A 16,665-nucleotide genomic window follows, 5' to 3' on the forward strand; every position below is an offset into this window, starting at 1 on the left:
AGGTTGATCTTCGCCGCTTGATTGCGTGCTGGATCGTTAGGCTCGACATGCCGCTCATAGAATTCCTGAGTCGCTGTCCTGACGAAAGTGAATGACCGGGCAAAGCGTTCAGCCGCGACCTGAATCGCAGCACTTCCGCGCACGGAAGCCGGCGTAGACGGTGTACGATCAGGCATGCCGAGCAACTCGCTGATCGGCAGGTTCAAATGCCGGGCAAGAGCCAGGTAAGTCTGAACGGACAACATTTCGCTGTGTCCATTCTTCAAATTATAGAGCCGGTTGGCACTCTCGAGTTCGCATTTTTCGGCGATCTCCTTCAGATTGAGGCCTGTTCTGTCAAGTGCGGCGAAGAGCGCGGTTTTAAGGCGCTTTGTCTCGGCGGCATTATTGACAGTTCGCATTTTGCGGGTGCGCGTTGGCGCAGCAGGCCGAACCTCACGGTTCGCGCCCGGTTGGCTGTCTTTAGTCATATAAAATGTCCTGTAAAAAATATTCCGAATTTGGCCGAGCGATGATTTTTCGGGCGGCAGATCGGACGCGCTTGCGTTGGCGACCAAAGTCGCTAGCACCTCGGCTTAGCCGGAATGGATGATGATCTGCCCCATATAAATATGATATCGTAACGGGTTTTTCAAGAATAATATGCTGATAATAAAAGATTATTTTAGCAGCGCGGCGGATTTTTGAGAGACTCTGAAGCAGCACAATAACCCCGGCATCGGTTCAAGTTGATTTGGTCCCCATTCCACCGAACTCAAAATGGAGTAGGCTTCCCCCAATAGGAACGGGTTGACCGCTCGTTTTGGAAATACCGGATAAGGACTTTTAAAATGCGTTGGTTAAACTTTGTTCTCCCGGCCCTCGCCGCCTGTGGCTTAAGCGCCTGCACCACCATGCAGCCGCAGGATTTTGCCGGCGGCTCTCCCACCATGGCGCTCAATGATTTTTCCCTGGCCATTCCACCGCCTATGGCATCTTCATCGATCGTTTTGGCAATGTGCGGAACCAATTCAACGTCGATTGCCATGGCAGTTGGGACGGCACGACCATGACCCTGCAGGAACATTTCACTTATATCGGTGGTGCCAACGGCCAACCAACCAGCCGCACCTGGCATTTCCATAAAACCGGACCGCAAAGCTGGGAAGGAACCGCAGGCGATGTGATCGGTGTTGCCACAGGCGAGCAGGACGGCAATGCGTTTCATATGACCTACGTGACCGAGCTTCATACGGGTGCCAGCACTCACAGGGTTTCAGTCAGCGATTGGATGTTCCGTGAAGGCCCCGGCGTGGTGATCAATCACACCACCATCAGCAAACTCGGGGTTACCTTGGGCGATGTGCAGATCGCGTTTGTACATGATTAAACTGACCGACTCGTCATCTACATTGCTGCAACGCTCGATGCGGAAACCAATTTAAGCTTCGGGTCGCTGATCTCAATAAAATGAAGCAGATTAAAACATCGTCGGCTGAAAGCACATAACATTGTGTTTTCAGCCAGAGCGCCTGCCGAAGGCGCGCTCCGCAATGTGGCGCGTGCGCTCGCGCTCCTCGGCCAGATTTGCCTGTAGCTTGCGCGCGGCATCGGCTTGGCGCGCCTGGCGGTAATGCGCAGCGACAACGCCCTCGGTGATGCCGAGAATGACCGCGGCGAGGCCGGGGTTGGTGGGATCGGCCTCGGCCAAAGCGGTGGCAAAAGCATGGCGGAAACGGTGCGGACCAAATGCCGCGTCGAATTTTTGACCAACCTTCGCCTGCGTCCGACGAAACAGCATCGTTTGAATGGAGCGATAGGTGAATGCGCCGCCGTCCCCATTGCCCCACACGGCGTCAGTCGCCACCGGATCGAGCAATTTCGAACGGATCTCGCTCACATAGCGGTCGAGATAGGGTGTCAGAATTTCGGGCAGGCTGTAGTGCAGTTCGCGCTTGTTCTTGACGATCATGCTCTGCAGCCGCGCCCAGTATTCGCCGTTGCGCTTGTACAGATTTTTGCCGAGACGCATCTGCGACAGTGAGCCTAGCCGCGGCGCCCGGCAGGCGAGCAACGCAATGATCAAGCCGTTGCGGAATTTCCGGCAGGTTTCCAGCCGCTCCGTGGAATCCTCCGGCAACGGCTGATCCGTCATCATCGACAAGCCCCACTCAAACAGCAGTTTAGCGTCGGGGACGAACAGATCATCCCGCAATTCCTGCTTGAGGATGGCATCCAGCGGAACATCGTCGGGCCGGGTGATCCAGTCGAAACTCACTTTCGGCGCCATGATGTGCAGGCCGGTACGCAGATGGAACATCCGGCCCTTGATCGTGTTGTCGCTGTTCCCGGCGGCGCGCAGCTCATCGAAGTAGAGCGCCACGCTCTCAAAGGTCACGCGTGCCGCGGGACCGATGTCGGGGTCGAGTAGTCCGTGCTCGGCCAGGATATGGAGAAGACGGCCATGGCTCTGCCACGCCGCCTTGATCGAGCGGGGCGTCAGCGTGTCGGCATAACGCGGGCGGCGCAGACCCGCGATCGGGTCCGTGCCTTCGCGCCAGCACTGCTGGTCCTTTTGTGGCCAGAGCGCGACCGGCGTGACGATGCTGGATTTCTGGACCTGGGCCTGGACCTTGGTTTTGACCTTGGTTGTGGCTTTGGCTGCGGTCGTCACGTCGGTTTTGGCCTTCAGTTTGGCTTTGACCGCAACTTCAACGTTATGACCGGGCTGGCGCGCCGCCAGTGTGCCGGCGTGGCCAGCCTGACCGTGATCTGTCTCCAGATTAGAACGGGCCATTACTTGCCTCCCTTGCGGCGGACGCGGTGGCGCTGGTGATAGGCTCCGACCGCGATCTGTTTCGTGGCCCGGCGTTCCTCGAAGAGTAGCGCGTTGGAATGCCGAGCGGCGGCGTCGATTTCTAATCCACAATAAAATTTTTGCGTGGTCTGTGGGGATTTGTGGCCGAGAATGTTGGCCGCGATTTCATAGGCGCCGGGGTTCTTACGCAGATAGCGCACCACGGCGAAATGCCGTACCAGATGACAGTTGAATTCAACACCAATCTCGTGGGCCACGCGTTTCGACAACTGGTCGCCGAATTCCGCATCGTCGCGGTGGCTGTCGCCAATGCCGGGGAACAAAAAGTCATTCCCCGCCTTGGCCAGCAGCGGGCGGTACTTGCTGATATAGGTCTCCAGCACGCGGGCAGAGGCCACCTCCACCGGCCAGCGGATCGTGGCGCGGTTTTTCACCATATGGGCCGGGATATAAATTTCGCTGATAAACGCGTTTGGGCTCGGTCGCCGCAGATTACTGTCAAGTTTTAATTGCAGCAGATTCATCCGGCGCAGCGGCAAAAACAGCAGAATTTCCACCGCCGCTCCATACATCGCCAAGCGCGCCGCCTCATACGGATCACGCCCCGGCTCCTGCGCCAGTTTCATCCAATGCGCGGGCAAGCCCAGCAACATCGAATAGGCCGGGTCCTCGAACAGGGCGGTAAGCCGGATGCGATTTTTTTCGGACATTCCGAACTCCTCATTTGGCGTGACCATTGCGATGTATTCGCGCAGGTCGTCGAGCTCGCCTTCCGAGAGACCGGCCTCGAATTTGCCGATCTGACGCAGCAACTCGCCGATGCCTTTGAGCGTGGACGAACGCAGTTCACTCTCGGTGAATTCCTCGCCATTCTCCAACTTGCGCTTGAGCAGGCGTTCCCGGTGGAAATCCAAAATCGCGATGGGATGCTCCAGTGGTGTGGCCAGCATGCTGAGCGAGCTGACCTTCTCGATGGGGATGCCTGAAGCCACCAGCGCGGTCATCGAAACCTGAATTTGCCAGCGGCGAGTTTCGATGGTGCGCTTCGTGCGCGCACGCCGGCCGCTGCGCGGGGTCTTGCGCCCGGTCGCGGACTCGGCTGCCGCCTCGTCTTCGGAGGCCTGCTTTTTGGCCAAGGCGAGACTGGTATAGGGGTTGCCCGCCTTCACCGGCGTCTCGGACATTGGTGCCGGATTGCGCAGAAAGCGCTCGACATCGGCGTTGAAATTGGCGGGGAAGATGTCGAACGGCAGGGCGTATTGGTCGCGCACCCCCTGGCGGCGCAGTTCAACCTGCGGCCAGCCAGGAACCGTCTTGCGCATATCCTCCCAATTACTCGCGGAACGGCGGCTCAGCCCGATGGGGTCTTTGTGAAGAATTTTCGCGTGGCACCATGCGTTGAATTCGTTGATGCTCTCCGCCGTGATCATCTCCGGGGTAACGCCCTCCAGGGTGAGATACCGGAAGAAGCGGATCAGCCCCTTGCGGCGGTCACTCGTCGGCAGTGCGTCATACAGCGCCCCCCAGGCTGGGCTGAGACGGTTTTCGCCATAACGGCTGTCGGCGTGGGTGCCGAGACGGATCAGTACCGTGCGCAGGCCGGAGACCATGTTGCGAAACGGGTCCGCTTTCAGGCCAAGCGCCGGCTCGCCGCTGCGCCACAACACCCGATTCAACCCGGCGCAACTCCACGGAGCGCAATCGCCCAGGAGATGGCGACTCGCCGCCAGCAAACCCGCCGCGTGGTTCACCGCGGTCAGCAACGGGCGGCGCTGGCTGGGCTTGAGGTCGGTCCAGGTCTCGATGGTTTCGCGGATGCTTGCGGCCGTCAACGATGCCGGGTCTGGCGGCGTGAGCGAGGCCAAGAGCACCGGTTCAGCACGCAGCGACAAATCCCGCTTGCGCCGCTGTTTCGGCGCAGCTGGCGGGAAGTCAACGGGCGTGGCGTCCGATGGTTCGCCCACGAATTCACCAAAATGTGAACCGGGGAGCACCGCAAACTCTCCCGGATCCGACGTGTTGACCGCAAAAAGCGGCAGTTCGGGCTGGTCGCCTGGCGGTGCCGCCGGGATAATTCGGGACGGAGTCGGCATCGCAGGCACTGACGGCCCCGGTTGATGGGGATGACCTTCACCCTGAGGGATGGGTGGTGCGGAGGTAAAGTCAAGCATATCAGTCGGTTCCTTCTTCAAGATGGCAAGGTGCGGCAGGAAGCGGCATTCAGGCGAAGATAGCACGTTCAATTTATCAAGTTGGCTGTTGCACCTTTGCATTTGACTCGGTACTGAACTGATATTGCTGTGTTTTTTTGCCATCGCCTCAGCCCTCCCCGCCACGTTGGAGGCGCTCAATCTCGGCCTCGGTGATGAAGCGTGCGGCGCCGATTTTGACCGTGCGAACTCGCCCCGTATCAGCCCACCAGCGCATCGTGCGCGGGGTTTTGCCGAAGATTTTTCCGGCTTGGGATAAAGTGAAAAAACGCTGCGCCAGGGGGTCTGTCGCCGGGGCCAGTTCCGGCGCGTCGAGATCGGGACCTGGGTTGGAACCAGGGCACAGATGCTCCAGGTCGAACGCATCATATGGCTCAACGGCGCCCGTTGATGTGTTCTGCGTGTGATGATCGTCAGTAGGCTTTTTCATGTCCGGCTCCTGGTTTGAGGAACCCGATCGCTCGCAATCCTTGGTCGCCTGCGCCAACGGTCCAAGAACGACCGGCGACACAAATATTTTATAGTTAAAAATCAGCCAGTTATGGAGACGTCAGATTCCGGCGCCACTTTCCATCGCGCAAAAATAATTTTCTGCCCGCTCTCCAATTTTTTCTTGACCAGGCGACCAGCGCTTCGTTCACCCTAACGGCGGTGCCCAACGTGCCGCCCCGGCGGACGGACTGGCCCGGGCGCATCTGGAAATTGGAGCGAACGCGAAGTCCCCACCCCGGACCTTCGGGGCACGCGGCCTGCGTGGCGCACCTGGCTCCGGTCACTCCGGCAGGCGGCGGGCGATCTGGCCGAAACAAGGAACGCGCGCGCCGCCGCTATTGCGCGAGACGTTGCCGGGTTCTTCCCCGCCAGGGCGGCTTACGGCTGCTGAAGCGGACTCCTCCGGCCCCTCCGACGGCGGTTGCCCGCCCAGGGGATAGTCGACACTTTATACGCCTGCGTAAGTGGGCCGCAGCACGAGGGCGCAACCCTCGCCAGCATCGAGAGATGGGGGACTGCGGGGCAGACGGATTGGCCCACCGGAGAAATGGGTATGTCGACGATAGGCAACGTGAACAGGCACCCCCGAGGCGCCGCCGCCTGCATTTTCCGGCAGGCAGGGAAGCGGAGGGGAGAGTTGTGCGCGTTTCCTGAAACCTAACCGTTGATGAGGATTTTTGGTGATTTCTTTAATCTTTGGGCAGTCTAAATAATTAAAAACTCGGATTGAAAATCGGAGGTGTTAGGCTAACCTGATGATCATGTCCGAAACAAATGCGTATCTATCTTTTTGGGGCAAAGCTGCCCGTAACGAAGACGAATGCTCGGCCTCGCCCTCCTGGCACCCAGCGGTGTTCCATATGCTTGACGTGGCAGCGGTCGCCCAGGCATGGCTCACCGCGAATAAGCCGCAAATTCCAGGGCTGAGGGATATCGGTGAGGCCGCTTGGCCGGCGCTTGTGGTATTGATCGCGTTGCATGACATCGGAAAATTTTCCCGGCCCTTTCAAGCAAAACGGGAAGACCTCTGGCCGGTTGCGTTGGGACTGTACAAAAAGCATGACGCACCGCGCCACGATACGGCCGGCTTTGTCCTGATGACAGAGGAAAAGTTCGATCAGTTTCTGGCCCCGGTTCTAGGTAGGCTGCACATACTGGACAGGGAAAGGCTGCTGCGCGCCGTATGCGGCCATCATGGCAGCCCGCCGCAGGAAGATATGCCGTCGCATAGCTACTGCCCCATTTCGCGCGCGGCGGCGGCGGAGTTCATCGTTGACCTCCTCGCCCTGTTGAACCCGGAGCCATTGCCGCCGTTATCCGAGGATGACGCCACCGCTTTATCGTGGTGGCTGGCGGGCCTCACGGTGCTGGCCGATTGGATCGGCTCCGCTGAGGAGTGGTTTCCCTATCAGACGACAGCCCAAATCCTTGCCGATTACTGGCCGGCGGCGTGCAAACGGGCAGAGCGAGCAGTCGCCGAGGCGGGCATAACAGGGCTGTCAGCCAGCGCTACGTCTCCCATGGCTGCATTGCTCGGCTCTTACGACCCCACGCCGGTGCAGGAATTCGTCGCCAAAGTGGACCTAGGCGTTTCCGGTACGCCCGCCCTGGTGATCATCGAGGACCAGACCGGCAGCGGCAAAACCGAGGCTGCGCTGCTCCTGGCGCATCGGCTGATGCAGGAAAAGGGCGCGCAGGGGCTGTTCGTCGCGCTACCGACAATGGCCACGGCAAATGCCCTGCATGAGAGGCTCGGCCGGTATTACACTGCGCTCTTCGCGCCGGGCGAAGCCCCCTCTCTTGTCCTGGCGCACGGAAAGCGCCAGTTGAACGAGCGCTTTGCCGAGGCGCTTCTGCGCGGCCGCGCCGGACCCGACCATGCTGTGGCTGACGCTGATGAAACCGCCTCGGCCCAATGCGTGGCCTGGATCGGCGCGGACAGGCGGCGCAGTTTTCTGGCCGATTGCGGCGTTGGCACCATAGACCAAGCACTGCACGGTGTTTTGCCCACCCGGCACGCGCCTTTGCGTCTGTTTGGTCTCAGCCAGCGTGTGCTGATCATCGACGAGGCGCATGCCTACGACGCTTATATGCAGCAGGAGCTTCTCCGCCTCGTTGAATTCCAGGCCCGGCAAGGGGGCAGCACAATCATCCTCTCCGCCACTCTGGCGCATACGGACCGGCAGAACCTCGTGAATGTGTTTAACAAAGCGTGTGGCAACGCTCAGGTCCCGTGCAACGGTAACGACTATCCGCTGGTTACGTCAGTCACGGCGGCGGGTGCCGGTGAATATGCGGTGGATCCGCGCCCGGGGCTGGCGCGGCAGGTCCAAGTGCACCGGCTGGCGGATGCCGCTGCTGCCATTGCCACGGTAAAGGCGGCAGCGCAGCGCAATGCGGCCGTGGGGTGGATACGCAACACCGTGGACGATGCCGTAGCGGCTTATGAGGCGCTGGTGGCCCAGGGCGTCGCCGCGACGCTGTTCCACGCCCGCTTCGCCATGGGGGACCGGCTGGCGATTGAGGAGGCGGTACAGGCGCGCTTTGGCAAGACCAGCCAGCCGTATGAGCGCGCGCATGTGGTGGTCGGTACGCAGGTGATGGAGCAAAGCCTCGACCTCGATTTCGACGTTATGATCTCTGACCTCGCCCCTGTCGACCTATTGCTTCAGCGCGCCGGCCGCTTGTGGCGTCATGGGCGTCCGAACAGGCCGGAAATCGCACCATGTCTCTATATTGTCGCTCCCGAGCCGCTCGCAGCCCCTGCGGCCGATTGGCTGAAGGATTTTCGCGGCACCGGATTGGTGTACCAGGACCATGGGGTTTTATGGCGTTCTGCCAGGGCGATTTTCCAGCACCCGGTGGTGAACTTGCCCGAGGATGTGCGCGCTCTGGTAGAAGCCGTGTACGCGCCGGATGCGCCGATACCTGACGCGTTGGCGGCGGCCAGCGGCAAGGCCATGGGCCGCGAGGCCGCTGCCCGCGCTGTGGCGGGGCAGAACCTGCTGAATTGGCAAGACGGCTACGCCCAAGGCAGTGGCGCCTGGATGAGCGATGTGCGAACCCCCACCCGCCTCTCCGACCCAAGCTTCACCTTCCGGCTTGGACTGTGGGAAAATGGCGTCATCTCGCCCTGCTGTTCTCATCAGGATGTGGATAAATCCTGGGCCATGTCGGAAATCTCCCTCCCCGCGCGGCGGACGCAGGGTGTCCCGCCAGAAGACGGCGCGCGCGGCGCGGCGCTGGCGGCGTTGCGGGCCGGTTGGAGTCGCTGGGAGCAGGAAATTCCAATTCTGCTCCTGGAGCCGGAGGGTAAAGGGTGGCGTGGGGTTCTGTCCAAGGCAAAAACCGGTGTGCAGGAGGTCCGTTATGGCCGGGAGGGCGGGCTGATTTATGGATAATTAGCGCGGGGTTCATTTGTTGCCTTAAAGAATCGGGCGTGCCAACCTGTGGTGGTGCAAGAGCCACCAGGAGTCGCAATGCCGTTTTCCCTCATTAACGATCCTTGGCTTCCCGTCCGGCGCGCGCATTCGGGCGCCGCCATCATCAGGCCCTCCCAGCTCACGGAAAATATCGAGGCCGACCCGGTGATCGCCATTGACTGGCCGCGTGCGGATTTTCGCCTCGCCAGCTTGGAGTTTCTCATCGGTCTGTTGGCCATCGCCTGTCCACCCGCCAGCCCCCGTGCATGGCCGGACTTATACCACACCCCGCCCAGTCCCGCCGCGCTGGAAGCCGCGTTCGCGCCGCTGGCTTTCGCGTTTGAACTGGATGGTGACGGCCCCCGCTTCATGCAAGACTTCGAGGATTTGGCCGCCGGGGAAAACGATGTGGCCAACCTGCTCATTGAGGCGCCAGGCGAACAAACGACCAAGAAAAATGCCGATCTGCTGAACAAGCGCGGCCAGGTCATGCAACTGTCGCGCGCCAGCGCCGCCATGGCGCTGTTCACGCTGCAAACCTACGCCCCGGCGGGTGGAGCGGGCAACCGCACAGGCCTGCGCGGTGGCGGTCCGCTCACCACGCTGGTGATCCCGCCCGGCTCCGCGCCCTTGCCGCTATGGCACTTGCTCTGGGCCAATGTGCCCACCGGCCAGCCCGCGGCATTGGCCGAACTGCCGCAGATTCTGCCCTGGCTGACAAAAACAAAAACCTCCGAGAGCGACAAGAAAGTTGTCCCCACCCCTGGAGCGGAGGCGTTGGCCTTCTGGGGCGTGCCCAGGCGTATCCGGCTGGATTTTTTACCAGCGGAACCGGGTGACACCTGTGGCATGACGGGGGCCGCGGATAGCGTGATGGTCCGCTCCTGGCGGCAGCGGCCCAACGGCGCGAATTACGACGTTTTTAAACACCCCTTGAGCCCGTATTATAACCCGAAACCCAAAGAGCAGCTCTGGTTGCCAGTGCATCCACAGCCGGATGGCATCGGCTACCGGCATTTTCTGGGCCTTGTCTTTGCGCCGGATGCGGCGAGCGCCAGTCTCCAGCCCGCGGCCAATATCATCACGTGGCGCAAAGACCGCAAACGAGTGGCGGCGGAAGGCAATACACGCTGGCGCATCCTCGCCGCCGGGTTCGATATGGATAATATGAAGGCCCGCGGCTTCGTGGAGACGGAACTCCCAGTTACCGATGTTGCTGACCCCGCGCGGATGGAGCTTTATGATGAGACTCTGGCTGGGCTGATTAACGGCGCGGACGAAGTTGCGGCCCTGCTGCGCCACGCCGTGCGCGGTGCGCTGTTCAGTGAGGGTGCCAAGCCGGATATCAAAGCTGGCCTTTTCAACAATCTGCGCGCCCAATTCTGGCAGGACACTGAACCAGCCTTTTACAGGGAAGCCGCCCATGCGGCGGGCGGAACGCCGCGCGAAGATGTGTCCGCCACCTTCCTGCAAAGTCTGCGTCAAAGCGCCCTGCGCCTGTTTGACGAAGCCGCCCCCATCACTGCCTCGGACCATCCTGGCCGCGTGGCCCAAGCCGCTAAATGGCTGGGTCTGGCTCTCAATGGCTACGGCAAGGCCGGTGGCGCGTTGTTTGCCGCCTTGGGCCTGGAGGCCCGCGAAGCAAAGCCGAAAAGGAAAAAGGCATGATCAAGCCAACGCCGGAAAACGCCAAAATCATCCAGTCCTGGTGGCGCGATATGCACCCCGACAAACAATCCGGCTATCGAGGGGACCGAGCCGGTATCGCCAAACTGCGCCACGCGGGTACGGTCATGGAAGCATCCATGGAACCGGCCGTGCTCGGCCTGTGCCGTGGCCTGCGGGCCGGACCCGCGGATATGAACCATGTTGCGCTCATCGCTGCGGTGCTGGCGGATTTGCGTGAGGCCGCGTCAGGCGAGAACATCGCCAGGGCGCTCGGCCAGCCTGAGGGCACCCCGCTCTGCTCCGCCTCGCGCTTCCGCCGGATTTTGGAAGCCACCGAGCCGGACGCGCAGTTGACCGCCTTCCGCCGCGCGCTGGCGCTGCTGAAGCACAAAGGCAATTTGAACGATCTCGTGCAAAGCCTGTTAGACTGGAACGATCCCTATCGCCGCGACGCGCGCCGCCAGCGCTGGCTCTACGATTATTATCAAACAAACGATCCTGAAAAATTCTCATCCATTGCCGTGGAGGCCCAACCGTGACCGATTTTCTGCAATTGCACTTCCTTACCTTCTACCCGCCTTCGAACTTGAACCGTGACGATCTCGGACGGCCGAAATCCGCCATTATCGGCGGCAGCACGCGGTTGCGGATTTCCTCTCAGGCCCTAAAGCGCACCTGGCGCACCTCGGACGTGTTCAAAACCACGCTCGATGGCCATCTCGCCAGCCGCACGCAACGGATTGGCGAAGTGATCAACGAGCATCTCCTCGCCGCCCAGGTGGCGCCGGAGAAAGCGCTCAAAATCACGCGCGAGATCATCGCCGTGTTTGGCAAACCTGAGGAAGAGAAAGACAAAAACCCACTTTTCACAAAGCAGCTTGCCTTCATCTCGCCCGAGGAACGCGCCGCCGCCCTGGAACTGGCGGACCGCATGGTGGCCGATGCAAAATTCGACGCCAAAAAACAGGCGGGTGAGATATTGCGCCGGAGCGACACGGCGGCGGATCTGGCGATGTTCGGCCGGATGCTGGCCGACAACCCGGATTATAACCGCGAGGCCGCTGTGCAGGTCGCGCACGCCGTCACCACCCATAAAACCACGATCGAGGATGATTATTACACCGCCGTCGACGATTTGAAAAAGCCTAGCGAGGATGCAGGCGCGGGGTTCTTGGGCGAGGCCGGGTTCGGCGCCGGCGTGTTCTACCTCTACGCCTGTATCAACCGCGATCTGCTGCGCCAGAATTTGGGCGGCGACGACGCGCTGGCTGGGTTGGCTTGCGCCGCTTTGGTGGAAGCCGCGGCGACCGTCTCGCCTGCCGGCAAACAGGCCAGCTTCGCCTCTCGCGCGCGGGCGGAATATATTTTGGCCGAGCGCGGCACGGACCAGCCGCGCGCCCTCACCGCGGCGTTCCTGAAGCCGGTGGGCGAAGCAGAACCAGACGGCATGATGGCAGCCTCAATCAAAGAACTGACAAAACTCCGCGCCGCGCTGGCGCAAGCCTACGGCGACGGCGATGGCCCCACGGCGGAGATGAACATCCACACCGGCAAGGGCACGTTAGAGGACATCAAGGCGTTCTGCCGGGCCGGGGTTTGATGGGAGAACAGTTTCTCACAGCCACGTTCTACGCCCCGTTCGCCTCTTTCGGCGGTCTTGCCGTAGGGGAGCGCCGGTCATCGGAGCGTTACCCCACGCGCTCTATGCTCATTGGCCTGCTCGGTGCGGCGGTGGGCGTGGACCGTGCCGATGACCCCGCCCAGCAGGCGCTGGCGCAGGGCTATCATTTCGCCGTCGGCATTTTTGCCGCCGGCCGGTCTTTCACCGATTATCACACGGCGCAAATGCCCTCGCGCGGCAAAACCCGCTACGCCACTAGGCGAGAGGAACTGGCCGCGCCGGAGCTGAACACGGTACTGACAAGCCGTGACTACCGGAGCGATTTTCTTGCCGGTCTTGCCGTCGCAGCGGCGCCCGGCGCCCCCTATACGTTAGAGGAGTTGGCAGCCGCATTGCGTGCCCCGCATTACACGCTCTCGCTCGGGCGTAAATCCTGCGTCTTCGGCCTGCCCTTGGAGCCCGCCCTCGGTGAATACGCTGACGCCCCGGCGGCCCTGGCAGCCGTTTGGGACGCACGAGGCAGCAACAGCGAAAAGTCAAAACTATTCAAAGCCCTTGCCTCCCGCCCGGCAGCGCCGCCGCAGATGGTCATGGACACCGCCCTGGTACCGCCGGGCCTGAACCATACCATCGAGTTCTTGCGCGACCAGCCGCTTTCGCGCCAGCGCTGGCAATTCGCCTTGCGTGAGGTTGCGGTGCTGCATCCTCAGGGAGCCGCGTCATGAGCTATCTTCTCCGCGCCCGGCTCAAACGCAGCGCCTCTATCGCTTCCATCGCCACGCATTTGCTGCCCGAAGATCCGTCGCGCCGGGCCGAGGCCGCACACCGGCTGCTCTGGTCCCTGTTCGCCGGTGATCCTGACGCGCCGCGCCCGTTCCTCTGGCGCGAGGAGAAAAGCGGCGTTTTCTACATCCTAACCTCCCAGCTCCCGGGAGAGAGCGAGATTTTCGATGTTGAGGTGAAGGAATTCGCCCCCGCCTTGGCCGCCGGCGACCGGTTGCAATTCTCGCTCCGCGCCAACGCCACGCGCGCCTACAAGCAGCCAGGCGCAGCGCGCGGTAAGCGGGCGGATGTCGTCATGGCCGCGCTTTCGCCCCTAACCAAGCCCGAGCGTTCCGCGCAACGCGAGGCGGTTATCCAAGAGGCCGGTGCGGCATGGCTGGCTGGGCAGGGTGGAAAACATGGTTTCTTGCTCCCGGCGCCACCGTGCGTTGATGGTTATAACAAATGGAAAATCCCGCGTGGAAATGCTGCAAAAATAGAAATCTCCACGCTAGATTTCGACGGCATTTTGGAAGTGGCGGCGGTTGATAAGTTTACCGCCGCGCTGGCCAATGGATTTGGGCATGCCAAAGCTTTTGGATGCGGATTGATGCTGATCCGCCGCGCATGAATGGCCTGAAACCCCCGAAGCCGATTCCCATCAAGGAACGTGCATCCATCCTGTTTTTGGAGCGCGGCCAGCTTGATGTGATCGACGGGGCGTTTGTCCTGGTTGATGTGAATGGTGTGCGCACCGTCATCCCAGTCGGTGGGTTTGTCTGCCTGATGCTTGAGCCTGGAACGCGGGTCAGCCACATGGCCGTGGTGCTCGCCGCGCGCGCGGGCACGTTGCTCATCTGGGTGGGGGAAGCCGGGGTGCGGCTTTATGCCGCGGGCCAACCGGGGGGAGCGAGGGCGGATCGCTTGCTCTATCAGGCGCGGCTTGCGTTGGACGAAGATGCCCGGCTGAAGGTAGTGCGCCGGATGTATGCACTCCGCTTCAATGAGGAGCCTCCGGCCAGGCGCTCGGTTGACCAGTTGCGCGGGATCGAAGGAGCGCGTGTACGGGAGTATTACAAGCTTTTGGCTGAGCGCCACGGCGTGAAATGGTCCGCGCGGCACTACGACCCAAAGGATTGGGACGCTGCCGATATTGTCAACCGTTGCCTCTCCTCGGCCACGGCATCGCTCTATGGTTTGGCGGAAGCTGCGATTTTGGCTGCCGGATATGCGCCCGCCATCGGCTTTTTGCATACCGGCAAGGCGCAGAGCTTCGCTTACGACATTGCCGATATTTTTAAATTTGAAACCGTGGTTCCAGAGGCATTTCGTGTTGTCGCGGCAGTGGAACAAAATCGGCCTTTGGATGGCGAGCGGATTTTGGATCCCGTCGCTTCCACGCGGCGCCGTTGCCGCGATGCGTTCCGCCGCACAAATCTGTTGGCGAAGCTCATTCCAACGATCGAAGACGTATTGTCGGCTGGGGGCTTAAGCATGCCCGAGGCACCTGAAGAGGCGCAGCCTGTTGCGATTATCGATGAGCCAGGAATAGGCGATGCTGGTCATCGTACTTGAAAACGCGCCGCCGCGCTTGCGCGGAAGGCTTGCGGTATGGCTGCTGGAGGTACGAGCTGGCGTTTACGTCGGAGCTTATGGCAGGCGCGTGCGAGAGATGATCTGGGAGCAGGTTGGCCAGAATATCGAAGACGGAAATGCCGTCATCGCTTGGGCCGCCCCTAATGATGCCGGGTTTGAGTTTGACACATGCGGTAAAAACCGTCGGGAGCCAGTCGATTTTGATGGCTTCCGGCTCGTGGCATTTTGGCCAGACACAAAGCTGGGGGCTGCGGGTAAGTAGCCAAATTCCGGTACTGCACGGCGCCAGAAATCGGGATAAAGTTTGGTAGGATCTTTGACATGTAAATAAATGAGTGATTACAATCGCCTGCAGGAAGAGCGTTCCCCGCACACGCGGGGATGAACCGGCTCAAACATTATTACATTTTCCTCTCTGTTAGCGTTCCCCGCACACGCGGGGATGAACCGTATTTGCGAACTGCGATATTTGCGCGGAGGTAGCGTTCCCCGCACACGCGGGGATGAACCGCGCATAGCCCGCCTGATTGGCCGCGCTACCGTGCGTTCCCCGCACACGCGGGGATGAACCGAGACATGCTCGCCGCCGCAAAACGATTAGCGTGCGTTCCCCGCACACGCGGGGATGAACCGGGTGAAACTCCGGCGAATGCGCCCGCATATAGGCGTTCCCCGCACACGCGGGGATGAACCGCCCGCGTACTCCATCCTCATCATAAACTACTAGCGTTCCCCGCACACGCGGGGATGAACCGGCTCAATAGGGCACGTAGTATCATGCGGTGTGGCGTTCCCCGCACACGCGGGGATGAACCGCAGCCACCAATATCTGCGGGCCATCATAAGCGGCGTTCCCCGCACACGCGGGGATGAACCGTGGGTGATACCATAAAGCGCACTGCCCCAACCGCGTTCCCCGCACACGCGGGGATGAACCGGGCACTGGCCAGGGGCTGGTTGATACGGCGCAGCGTTCCCCGCACACGCGGGGATGAACCGTTTTCCAGTGTATACAAGATAAACCGGAAACAGCGTTCCCCGCACACGCGGGGATGAACCGACAACCGCCGCCGGAACGGGGGCGGGTATTGCGCGTTCCCCGCACACGCGGGGATGAACCGTCGTACTTGCGGTTTTGCACCGCGCCGAACGTGCGTTCCCCGCACACGCGGGGATGAACCGCCTGTGTGGCGGTTTTCTGGCCCTCCCCTACCGCGTTCCCCGCACACGCGGGGATGAACCGTTCACGTGCCACATCTGGGTCAATGCCGTCATGCGTTCCCCGCACACGCGGGGATGAACCGGGGCGGTTCTGAGCAGTGTTGCCGGTGCCTCGGCGTTCCCCGCACACGCGGGGATGAACCGACCGGCGGCACGCGGTGACGGCGGACCAATGGGCGTTCCCCGCACACGCGGGGATGAACCGCTTACGAAGGTGAAGATGCCGTAAAAGACGCAGCGTTCCCCGCACACGCGGGGATGAACCGCCGACATTGCGATCTTCGGCGGTTCAGCCGGAGCGTTCCCCGCACACGCGGGGATGAACCGGCTCACTTAGCTGGATGACGGCACCAGCGCCAGCGTTCCCCGCACACGCGGGGATGAACCGGGCGCGATCCAGTGCTGCTGTGTCTGATTCGAGCGTTCCCCGCACACGCGGGGATGAACCGTTCCGGGTAAATCCCCGTTGTGACCGGGTTTAGCGTTCCCCGCACACGCGGGGATGAACCGGTGCTATCAGGCGCAGGCTAGTAATTTAACCAGCGTTCCCCGCACACGCGGGGATGAACCGTCGCATCTTTAACGATCACACTCAGAGCTTCCGCGTTCCCCGCACACGCGGGGATGAACCGTCAAAAACATAATGGATAACATGGCTGGCGGAGCGTTCCCCGCACACGCGGGGATGAACCGATATACTTGCCGTCGCGTTTGATATGACGGGCGCGTTCCCCGCACACGCGGGGATGAACCGGCGTTCCGGTTAATCCCATGAAGTACCGCACGGCGTTCCCCGCACACGCGGGGATGAACCGGGATTACGCATTTACCATTAGGCGCAGCATCGGCGTTCCCCGCACACGCGGGGATGAACCG

At 61.3% G+C, this 16,665-nt stretch carries 13 protein-coding genes and 1 CRISPR repeat array; of the genes, 9 read left to right on the forward strand and 4 right to left on the reverse strand.

Annotated features, from left to right (window positions below; all coding sequences use genetic code 11):
- A partial coding sequence (locus HKL97_RS10310; protein WP_291425034.1) for a helix-turn-helix transcriptional regulator occupies positions 1-557 on the reverse strand: 557 nt, incomplete at its 3' end.
- Between the two features lie 197 nt (positions 558-754).
- Positions 755-1,027, reverse strand: coding sequence for a hypothetical protein (locus HKL97_RS10315; protein WP_291425060.1), 273 nt, complete (start codon positions 1,025-1,027; stop codon positions 755-757).
- On the opposite strand from HKL97_RS10315, the gene HKL97_RS10320 reads away from it, so the two are divergent.
- Positions 998-1,369: a DUF3833 family protein gene (locus HKL97_RS10320; protein ID WP_291425036.1), complete on the forward strand. Its 372-nt coding sequence runs from the start codon at positions 998-1,000 to the stop codon at positions 1,367-1,369. The genes HKL97_RS10315 and HKL97_RS10320 overlap by 30 nt on opposite strands.
- Before the next feature lie 129 nt (positions 1,370-1,498).
- Here the strand turns inward: HKL97_RS10320 and HKL97_RS10325 are convergent, their stop codons facing one another.
- Positions 1,499-2,776 carry a hypothetical protein gene (locus HKL97_RS10325; protein ID WP_291425038.1) on the reverse strand — a complete coding sequence of 426 codons (1,278 nt, stop codon included), beginning with the start codon at positions 2,774-2,776 and terminating at the stop codon, positions 1,499-1,501.
- Entirely contained in the window at positions 2,776-5,376 is a 2,601-nt protein-coding gene (locus HKL97_RS10330; protein WP_291425040.1) for a tyrosine-type recombinase/integrase, read from the reverse strand. The genes HKL97_RS10325 and HKL97_RS10330 overlap by 1 nt, the downstream gene beginning before the upstream one ends.
- A gap of 884 nt (positions 5,377-6,260) precedes the next feature.
- Between HKL97_RS10330 and cas3 the strand changes: the two genes are divergently transcribed.
- The 8 genes from cas3 to cas2e all read left to right on the forward strand — a co-directional run bounded on the left by cas3 (position 6,261) and on the right by cas2e (position 14,830).
- Positions 6,261-8,900: a CRISPR-associated helicase Cas3' gene (cas3, locus tag HKL97_RS10335; protein WP_291425042.1), complete on the forward strand. Its 2,640-nt coding sequence runs from the start codon at positions 6,261-6,263 to the stop codon at positions 8,898-8,900.
- A gap of 78 nt (positions 8,901-8,978) precedes the next feature.
- Complete coding sequence (casA, locus tag HKL97_RS10340) at positions 8,979-10,589, forward strand: type I-E CRISPR-associated protein Cse1/CasA (RefSeq protein WP_291425045.1); 1,611 nt, start codon at positions 8,979-8,981, stop codon at positions 10,587-10,589.
- Entirely contained in the window at positions 10,586-11,128 is a 543-nt protein-coding gene (gene casB, locus HKL97_RS10345) for a type I-E CRISPR-associated protein Cse2/CasB (protein WP_291425047.1), read from the forward strand. The genes casA and casB overlap by 4 nt, the downstream gene beginning before the upstream one ends.
- Positions 11,125-12,189, forward strand: coding sequence for a type I-E CRISPR-associated protein Cas7/Cse4/CasC (gene cas7e / locus HKL97_RS10350; RefSeq protein ID WP_291425049.1), 1,065 nt, complete (start codon positions 11,125-11,127; stop codon positions 12,187-12,189). Before casB ends, cas7e begins: the two co-directional genes overlap by 4 nt.
- Positions 12,189-12,935 carry a type I-E CRISPR-associated protein Cas5/CasD gene (cas5e, locus tag HKL97_RS10355; RefSeq protein WP_291425051.1) on the forward strand — a complete coding sequence of 249 codons (747 nt, stop codon included), beginning with the start codon at positions 12,189-12,191 and terminating at the stop codon, positions 12,933-12,935. Before cas7e ends, cas5e begins: the two co-directional genes overlap by 1 nt.
- The gene (gene cas6e, locus HKL97_RS10360; protein ID WP_291425054.1) at positions 12,932-13,603 is read left to right on the forward strand and encodes a type I-E CRISPR-associated protein Cas6/Cse3/CasE; all 672 of its coding nucleotides are present in this window, start codon (positions 12,932-12,934) and stop codon (positions 13,601-13,603) included. The genes cas5e and cas6e overlap by 4 nt, the downstream gene beginning before the upstream one ends.
- The gene (gene cas1e / locus HKL97_RS10365) at positions 13,573-14,547 is read left to right on the forward strand and encodes a type I-E CRISPR-associated endonuclease Cas1e (protein ID WP_291425056.1); all 975 of its coding nucleotides are present in this window, start codon (positions 13,573-13,575) and stop codon (positions 14,545-14,547) included. Before cas6e ends, cas1e begins: the two co-directional genes overlap by 31 nt.
- Positions 14,528-14,830 carry a type I-E CRISPR-associated endoribonuclease Cas2e gene (gene cas2e / locus HKL97_RS10370; RefSeq protein WP_291425058.1) on the forward strand — a complete coding sequence of 101 codons (303 nt, stop codon included), beginning with the start codon at positions 14,528-14,530 and terminating at the stop codon, positions 14,828-14,830. The genes cas1e and cas2e overlap by 20 nt, the downstream gene beginning before the upstream one ends.
- A 98-nt stretch (positions 14,831-14,928) precedes the next feature.
- Positions 14,929-16,665: direct repeats of the CRISPR family, unit length 29 nt; unit sequence GCGTTCCCCGCACACGCGGGGATGAACCG.

This window comes from Acidocella sp. (assembly GCF_013044125.1).
Taxonomy (GTDB): domain Bacteria; phylum Pseudomonadota; class Alphaproteobacteria; order Acetobacterales; family Acetobacteraceae; genus Acidocella.